At 58.5% G+C, this 7,255-nt stretch carries 11 protein-coding genes; 10 read left to right on the forward strand and 1 reads right to left on the reverse strand.

Translation table 11 applies throughout. From position 1 onward, the window contains the following. Positions 1-1,473 (reverse strand): sodium:proton antiporter NhaD (gene nhaD, locus AC2VNO_RS08975; protein WP_486933812.1); only part of this gene is annotated, 1,473 nt, incomplete at its 3' end. A 368-nt stretch (positions 1,474-1,841) separates the two neighbouring features. On the opposite strand from nhaD, the gene AC2VNO_RS08980 reads away from it, so the two are divergent. From AC2VNO_RS08980 to AC2VNO_RS09025, 10 genes are all read left to right on the forward strand, one after another. After that, positions 1,842-3,071: a tyrosine-type recombinase/integrase gene (locus tag AC2VNO_RS08980; protein ID WP_486933813.1), complete on the forward strand. Its 1,230-nt coding sequence runs from the start codon at positions 1,842-1,844 to the stop codon at positions 3,069-3,071. Between the two features lie 188 nt (positions 3,072-3,259). Next, complete coding sequence (locus tag AC2VNO_RS08985; protein WP_486933814.1) at positions 3,260-4,213, forward strand: hypothetical protein; 954 nt, start codon at positions 3,260-3,262, stop codon at positions 4,211-4,213. A 162-nt stretch (positions 4,214-4,375) separates the two neighbouring features. Beyond that, the gene (locus AC2VNO_RS08990) at positions 4,376-4,576 is read left to right on the forward strand and encodes a helix-turn-helix transcriptional regulator (protein ID WP_486933815.1); all 201 of its coding nucleotides are present in this window, start codon (positions 4,376-4,378) and stop codon (positions 4,574-4,576) included. A gap of 83 nt (positions 4,577-4,659) precedes the next feature. Next, positions 4,660-4,857 carry a helix-turn-helix domain-containing protein gene (locus AC2VNO_RS08995; RefSeq protein WP_486933816.1) on the forward strand — a complete coding sequence of 66 codons (198 nt, stop codon included), beginning with the start codon at positions 4,660-4,662 and terminating at the stop codon, positions 4,855-4,857. A 4-nt stretch (positions 4,858-4,861) separates the two neighbouring features. After that, positions 4,862-5,257 carry a MarR family transcriptional regulator gene (locus AC2VNO_RS09000; protein ID WP_486933817.1) on the forward strand — a complete coding sequence of 132 codons (396 nt, stop codon included), beginning with the start codon at positions 4,862-4,864 and terminating at the stop codon, positions 5,255-5,257. Then, positions 5,251-5,454 carry a hypothetical protein gene (locus AC2VNO_RS09005; RefSeq protein WP_486933818.1) on the forward strand — a complete coding sequence of 68 codons (204 nt, stop codon included), beginning with the start codon at positions 5,251-5,253 and terminating at the stop codon, positions 5,452-5,454. Before AC2VNO_RS09000 ends, AC2VNO_RS09005 begins: the two co-directional genes overlap by 7 nt. Beyond that, complete coding sequence (locus AC2VNO_RS09010; RefSeq protein ID WP_486933819.1) at positions 5,447-5,656, forward strand: hypothetical protein; 210 nt, start codon at positions 5,447-5,449, stop codon at positions 5,654-5,656. The genes AC2VNO_RS09005 and AC2VNO_RS09010 overlap by 8 nt, the downstream gene beginning before the upstream one ends. Before the next feature lie 183 nt (positions 5,657-5,839). Beyond that, a complete protein-coding gene (locus AC2VNO_RS09015; protein WP_486933820.1) occupies positions 5,840-6,004 on the forward strand; it encodes a hypothetical protein in 165 nt (54 codons plus the stop codon). A gap of 83 nt (positions 6,005-6,087) precedes the next feature. After that, positions 6,088-6,696, forward strand: a complete 609-nt coding sequence (locus AC2VNO_RS09020; RefSeq protein WP_486933821.1) for a hypothetical protein — start codon at positions 6,088-6,090, stop codon at positions 6,694-6,696. Between the two features lie 15 nt (positions 6,697-6,711). Further along, positions 6,712-7,255: hypothetical protein (locus AC2VNO_RS09025; protein ID WP_486933822.1), on the forward strand; the 544-nt coding region annotated here is incomplete at its 3' end.

Below are 7,255 nucleotides of genomic sequence, written 5' to 3' on the forward strand. Positions count from 1 at the left end.
AGCAAAACTCGAGGCGTTGAGCCACAGGTGTACGGCAATGCTCGCCGCATAACCCAGCAGGATGACGGGTGCCCAGCGCAGGTGGCCCATGAAGGTGTAATTTCCGCGCGCCTGTCCCATCAGGGCGACCCCGGCGGCTGAACCAATCGACAGTACGCTGCCGCCTACGCCGGCCGTCAGTGTGATCAGCAGCCATTGCCCATGCGACATTTCGGGCTGCATGGTCAGAACGGCAAACATCACCGGTATGTTATCCACCACCGCAGAGACCAGCCCCAGCACGATGTTGGCCCCGGTAGGATTCCAGCCGTTGTAGAGGGCTTCCGACACCAAACCCAGGTAGCCCATGAAGCCCAGCCCGCCGACGCACATCACGACGCCGTAGAAAAACAGCAGGGTGTCCCACTCTGCACGTGCCACGCGGTTGAACACGTCGAAGGGTACCACGCTGCCCAGCTGAGCCAGCTTGCGCTCGTCCCCCCGAGCGGTGTATCGGGCACGCTTGCGCTCGAGTGACACGGGCAGGCTGCGGCGCAGGTAGTAGCCGAAGAACTGTAGATAGCCCAGTCCAGTCATCATGCCCAGTACCGGCGGCAAGTGAAGCAGGGTGTGACAGGCGACCGCCGTGGCAACCGTGAGCAGGAACAAGGCGATGATCCTGCGTGCACCGCGCTTCAGCCACACGTCTTCGTAGACCCCCTCTGGCTTGCGGTTGTTGATGAAGAGGCTCATCACCACCGCGGGGATCAGGAAATTGACCAGCGAGGGCACCAACAGCGTGAAGAACTCGTAGAACTGTACGATGCCCGCCTGCCACACCATCAGGGTGGTGATGTCCCCAAAGGGGCTGAATGCGCCACCGGCATTGGCAGCAACGACGATGTTGATGCAGCAAAGGTTGATGAAGCGCTTGTCGCCCTCGGCTACCTTGGTAACCACGGCACACATCAGCATGGCGGTGGTCAGATTGTCGGCGATGGGGGAAATCAGGAAGGCAAGAACGCCCGTCAGCCAGAAAAGCTGCTTGTAGCTGAAACCCCTGCGCACCATCCATGAACGCAGAGCGTCGAAGACGCGGCGCTCCTCCATGGCGTTGATATACGTCATCGCCACAAGCAGGAAGAGCATCAGCTCGGTGAATTCGAGCAGCGTCTCTCTAAAGGCGTGCTCGGCCTGCTCGGGCATACCGGCCTGAACGTAGACCCAGCCTATCATCGCCCAGATCAAACCGGCGGCCACCAGCACCGGTTTCGACTTGCGCATATGCAGCTTTTCTTCGGCCATGACCAGCGCATAGGCCAGGACAAAGATCATGACGGCGAGAAACCCGACGGCCGAGCCAGTCATGGCAAGGCTGCCCGTAACGGCAAAGACCGACGGGCTGAACAGTAACGAGAGAATTGCGAGCAGGGCAATGCCCAGCCACCGGGAGAGACCCCGGCGCTTGGCGAGGGAACAAAAGCCGATAGGCATGGATGTGTTCCTGGAATGGAGTAGGGGAGGAAAACCGCCGCTATTTTATCACTCGATATTGCGCTGCAATAGATGAAAATTGTTCGCAGGAGCTGGAAGTTACGCCTGAGAGGGGAGTAAAAGTACGGCAAAGCAAAAACCCGCCACTAGGGCGGGTTTTCGTAAGCTGGGTGGCGGAGGGACAGCCCGCCTCTCCGGCTCAAAATTAGCGTCTCAAGCCGTCTCACCAAGCCTTATCTATCATATATTATTCAATAACCTATGGCATAACCCTGCATCCTTCCTGACATCGCTTGTATGAATTAGTATCGTGGCCTATCATCCAAGTACTTCTTTTTTGATGGGTACATTGATGGGAGAGGCAGAAAATGCCTAAGAAGGCACGCGAGCTCTCAGCCCTTGAGGTGAAGCGGCTCACAGGGCCCGGCTTCTACGCTGTTGGTGGGGTGGCTGGTCTCAGCTTGCAGGTAACCGCTACTGGCGCCCGATCCTGGGTCTTACGTGCCACCGTCGGCGCCAAGCGCCGCGACATTGGCCTTGGTGGCTACCCCGACACTACGCTTGCCGCCGCTCGTGAGCGCGCGAGGGAGACGAGAGAGAAGATCCGGCAAGGCATTGACCCGGTAGCGGAGCGCCGAGCCCTCCGCAGTTCGTTGCTTGCCCAGCAAGTCCGCGAGATCACCTTTGAGCAATGCGCCGCGGAGGTCATCAGAAAGAAGCAGGCCGAGTCCCGCAACGCCAAGCATGCCCAGCAGTGGGAAAACACGCTCAAGACCTACGCCTATCCAGTGCTGGGCATGATGGCCATCGGCGACGTGGATCTCGCTCACGTGCTGAGGGTGCTCAAGCCTGAGTGGGAAACCAAGACCGAAACCATGACCAGGGTACGACAGCGCATCGAGGCAGTCCTGGCGTGGGCAACTGTTCAAGGCCATCGCTCCGGCGACAACCCGGCACGCTGGAAGGGCAACCTTGACGCCATCTTGCCGAAGCCGTCGAAGGTCACCAAGGTGAAGCATCACAAGGCGCTCCCCATCGATGACATGGGCGTGTTCATGGCGAACCTGCGCCGGCATAAGGGCGTTGCTGCTCTAGCCCTGGAGTTCACCATTCTGACCGCTACACGATCAGGCGAGGTTCGGGGCGCTGCTTGGGCCGAGATCGACTTGCATAACGCCGTCTGGACCATACCGGCGAGTCGCATGAAGGCCGAGAAAGAACATCGCGTGCCGCTCTCCAAGGAAGCCCTTGCGCTGCTAAAGCGCCTGCCGCGCGATTCGGAGCTTGTCTTTCCAGCCCCTAAGGGCGGCAAATTCAGCGATGCAGCCTTGGCTGCCGTGCTCAAGCGTATGGGGATTGACGTCACCGTTCATGGCTTCCGATCGACGTTCCGCGATTGGGCTGCCGAGCGCACCAGCTACCCGCATCACGTCTGCGAGATGGCCCTGGCCCACACGATCAAGAACGCCGCCGAAGCAGCCTATCGCCGCGGCGACCTGATGGAGAAGCGGGCAAAGCTGATGCAGGACTGGGCAAGGTTCTGCGACATGCCGCAGCCAAAGGGAGAAGTCGTCGCGCTGCGGTCGGCAGACGTGTGAAACGATGAAACGAATGCAACAGCTTATGGTCAGGATGCCGGCTCACTCAGCGAGAGATCCATCATAAGCGACCGGGACACAGGCGGCACAGCCGCACCGTGTTGGCTGGCCTAGGGTAGCTCCCGAACGTGCGGATACTCCACCGCACTGGCCAGCCTCTTCAAATGGAGTGCGTGAGGAGTAGCGCAATGGTCAAGAAGATCCGCGACGTATCTCAGCTGCCCGAGTGGTTTGATATTGAGCCATACACCCACTGGCACGATAAAAACCCGCACGAAGCGGCCTATGCCATTGATGATCGATTCTTTATGTGGCGATTTTCCGAGGCCCTGGTGTACGAGGGCGAGGGCAGAAGATATATTGCCTCAAATTCTGAAATCGAAGCAGCGCTTGACCAGCTAGAGCGAGCATCTCAAGCCCCATATGAGCGCTTCCACATGGAGCCCATGATGGCTGTCATGATGGTACAGCGCCATGAACGCCATGACCACGAGACGGCCGCCTCACTCGACAGTCGGGATCGTGAAGAAGAAGAAATTTCAGAGTATGCCAGAGCTGCAGCAAAAGAAATATTGGGAGATGCCTACTATTCTAGCCTTGGGTCTGAAGTGCACTTGGCCACCCTGTGGGATGCTTTGAATTTCATGAAAGAGAATTCGGCTCTAATAACCCGCGAGGAAGAAAAAGCGCGATCTCTGTCCGTGCAAAGCGGATGGGACTATGAAGAAATCCGCGATGAAATGTTTGCGCATATACCAATGTATGGTGATGACGGAAGCAGCCTCGTGATTTTAGAGGGCCACCCCACTATTGATGCTGAAGTACAAGCAGTTCGACGCTACCTTGTCGCCAACTACTCGGACCCGGGCACCATGCCAAAGGTTCGGCCTTCCGAGGTTCGAAAACTCTTTGATTACCGCGCCGCTGCCTATGCAGACCTGCAGACGTGGGCTCGCCTGACTCGCTCGGAGATAACCGCCAAGTGTATGGCTCAAGCGCTTTTCCCTGATGGAAGGTTCGGTGAGCTGGATATGCGTCCCTCAAGGACCGTTGGTGGCTTTTTCCATCGTCTGGCGCAAGAACAGGGTTACCTCGATGATCTTGTAGGCAAGGCGGCCGAGCTCGACACCCTGCAAATCTGACTCGCGGAAACTGTAGGCATTCAATTCACCCGCGCCAAAATTGAATGCCTTTTCCTCTCGCAAAAAGCGAATGCAATTGTTCTTTGTTGCTTTCGAACTGTTCGGCCTGCCCGTTCTTGCCATTCTCGGCCTGTCGATAGCTGATGAGACAAGGTGACTCAGATGGAGCAGGCAACACACACAGCCAGCAAGTGGCTCAGTGATAAGCAGGTAGCCGAGCGGTACGAGATTGGCAGAGCAACACCCTGGCGCTGGGCGAGGGAAGGCATATTTCCTTCTCCCATCAAGCTAGGACCGAGCTGCACTCGCTGGCGTCTCGCTGACCTCGAGGCGTGGGAAGAAGAGCAGGCGGGGGTGGCGTAATGAATACCGTAACGAAAAATCCCGGCCGTTGGGGCGACCGGGACACTTCCAAAACACTTCCAGAAGTTGATCCTACCTCACATATGGGCCGCGTTCTAGCGGCGCTACGGGAAGGCCCGATGAGCGCCGCGGAGCTCCAGTGGCAGCTGAGGATTGCTCATGCCCCTGCAGCAGTGCGAGAGCTGCGCCAGAAGGGCTACTGCATCACCTCAGAGCGCCACCCGTGGCCAGGCCGCCCCGGAAAGTGGATCCGCCGCTACTGCCTCGCCAGCGGGGCTTGACCCTATGGCGAAAAGCGGCACCGCCAAGACCAAGTGGCAGGGCGGCTACGTCGCCCTGCCCAAGGTGGTCATGGAGCACGAAGACTTCCGCGGTCTTTCGCCCTCCAGCATCAAGGTGCTGATGGCTCTGCTGAGCCAGTACAACGGCAAGAACAATGGCGATTTGTCAGCCACTCTCACCACGATGAAGGCCTGGGGCGGCATGTCCCATACCACGCTCGCGAAGTCCCTCAAGGAACTCCAGGAGCGTCGTCTGGTGATCAAAACCAGGGATGCCGTGATAGGGCGGGAAGGAGCCCGCTGCGCCTTGTACGCGATCACCTGGCAGCCGATCGACCCGTGTGCCGGCAAGCTCGATGTTGCCGACACGATTACACCACCGAGGAGATGGGCATGTTGAATTCGATCCTGACCGGCTCCAGAAAATGGAGTGCGTTGCTCCAGAAAATGGAGCAGTTGCACGAAGCGGCACATCCATCGATGGGGAACGCTCCAGAAAATGGAGCATTCGCGCCGATTTCGGAAAGTTTACGGCTCCAGAAAATGGAGACCTTACTAAGTTACCAAGGGGTGCGTGGGGAGGTGAGAAATGGGTGATGTGATCAATTTTCAACAGCCGAGCACTACGCCGCAGCCGGCAAGCACAACGCGCCCGGTGATGGATCTCACCACCCGATGGCAACTGCTCGACCTGATGGGCGACTTGGTGGAGCTCCGCGATTGCGGCGATCACAAAGGGCTGGATGCGGCAGTTGAGAAGGTGGCGCTCATTCTATCGAGGCATGAGCCCAGGGGCTGAACGCCGAGCGGCCATGTCATCGCTACCACCGCAAGCCCCCTGCAGTGCAACGAGCCGATGCAACGCCTATCGGCTGACCGCGCATCGTCCTAATCCACTCCACACGGCTTGCATTGCCCCTTATCTCGAGCTAATGTGTCCACGTAACACGCGAACACAACAATGAGGTCATGAGAAAAGACGATGCCAGAGAACCTGGTTCACATCAGCGCCCGGGTCAGGCAGGAAACACGCGATGATCTGGATGAAATGGTCAGAAAGCGACGGATGAAGGCCGGCGAAGATGTACGTCGCGCCGATCTGATCCGTGCAGCACTCGAGGAATATGTGAAGCGCCACAAGGCGTAGAACCAAATCGCCCCCGCGACTGCGCCAACAGTCCGAGGGCATGTCACATCGGCAACCAAACCGACAAAGAGAGGAAGGCCGACATGCAAATCCAGTATACCACCAGTAGCGCAAAGCCACAGGCTGCCGACATCGGCAAGGGAGACTCTGGCCGCCTGATCTGGAAAGATCACGATCGGTCCAACAGCCTCGGCGATGGGCTCATGAAAGTCGCTTGCTATCCGCTGCAGGTGGATTGCTCGATGCCTGCCTACATCAGCGCCAACAGCTGGCAGGAAGCGCTCCACCTGGCCATGCCAGAGCCGCGCTTCGTTGTTCTGCGCATAAAGAGCACAGGCGCATACCTCGCCGCTTGGCTCGGTGGAGAGGGCGATATCCAGACAGCGACAGCTGCCACCAAACATGAGGTCATGGCTCAGGCTCGGCAGGAATGGCACCGTGCCATGGATTCATGCCCGGCCGATCTGGTGCGGCCTCGTATGGCCATGCTCTATCGCCGACTCTCAGCAGAAGGATGGCTTGCCCAGCCAGGTAAACAAGCATGGGAGTCGCTGCTGGACCTGCTTGGAAGGATCCGTCATCACCTGCGTCGCCGAGAAGTCTTCGACCAGTTTCTGGACCGTTTCACCATTGGTGTGCCGGCACGTGAGCGCGCGGCCCTGCTGCGACGTCTCGAACAACTGCCGTGCTGAGGGGGATAAGTTGTCATGAACACACTCATGAGCCGGATCGTCGGAAGCACGATGACTCTCGACTTTTCCGAGATCACAAGCACACAGATCAAGCTGGGTGTCGCTGAACGGAAGACCTGGACTGAAGGTCGTCTCAACGCTATTTCGCTTGCTGGCTATATCACTGCTGCGCTCCACCAGGATGGGTACCAGGTAGATGCTGATCGACTATGGTGGGAAGTCTTCGAGCCCTCGATTCGGGATGCCTCGCTGGCGGCCGAGAAAGAGGTCGATGAACGCACTTGGTGGGTGCCCCTTGAGGTCGTCGCGATATCCGCTGTGCGATGGCTGAACGGCACGGGCCGGCTGGCAGGCTTTGTAAGCGATGATCATGAGGTTGAAGGAGACCTGTATCGGTTCTGGGAGAGCACTAATCTACCGGCAGCCAGCAAGGTGATCGAGGCCCTGGAGAACATAGCTCGGGAGTTCATCATCGAAGCCAGCCAGACAGGAAGCTGGGGGCTGCCCCCAGAGTTCCTCACCACCGTCACGGGGGCGCTTGAGCGTGGGGAAGATCCTG

Source organism: Halomonas sp. TH-94 (assembly GCF_057473365.1).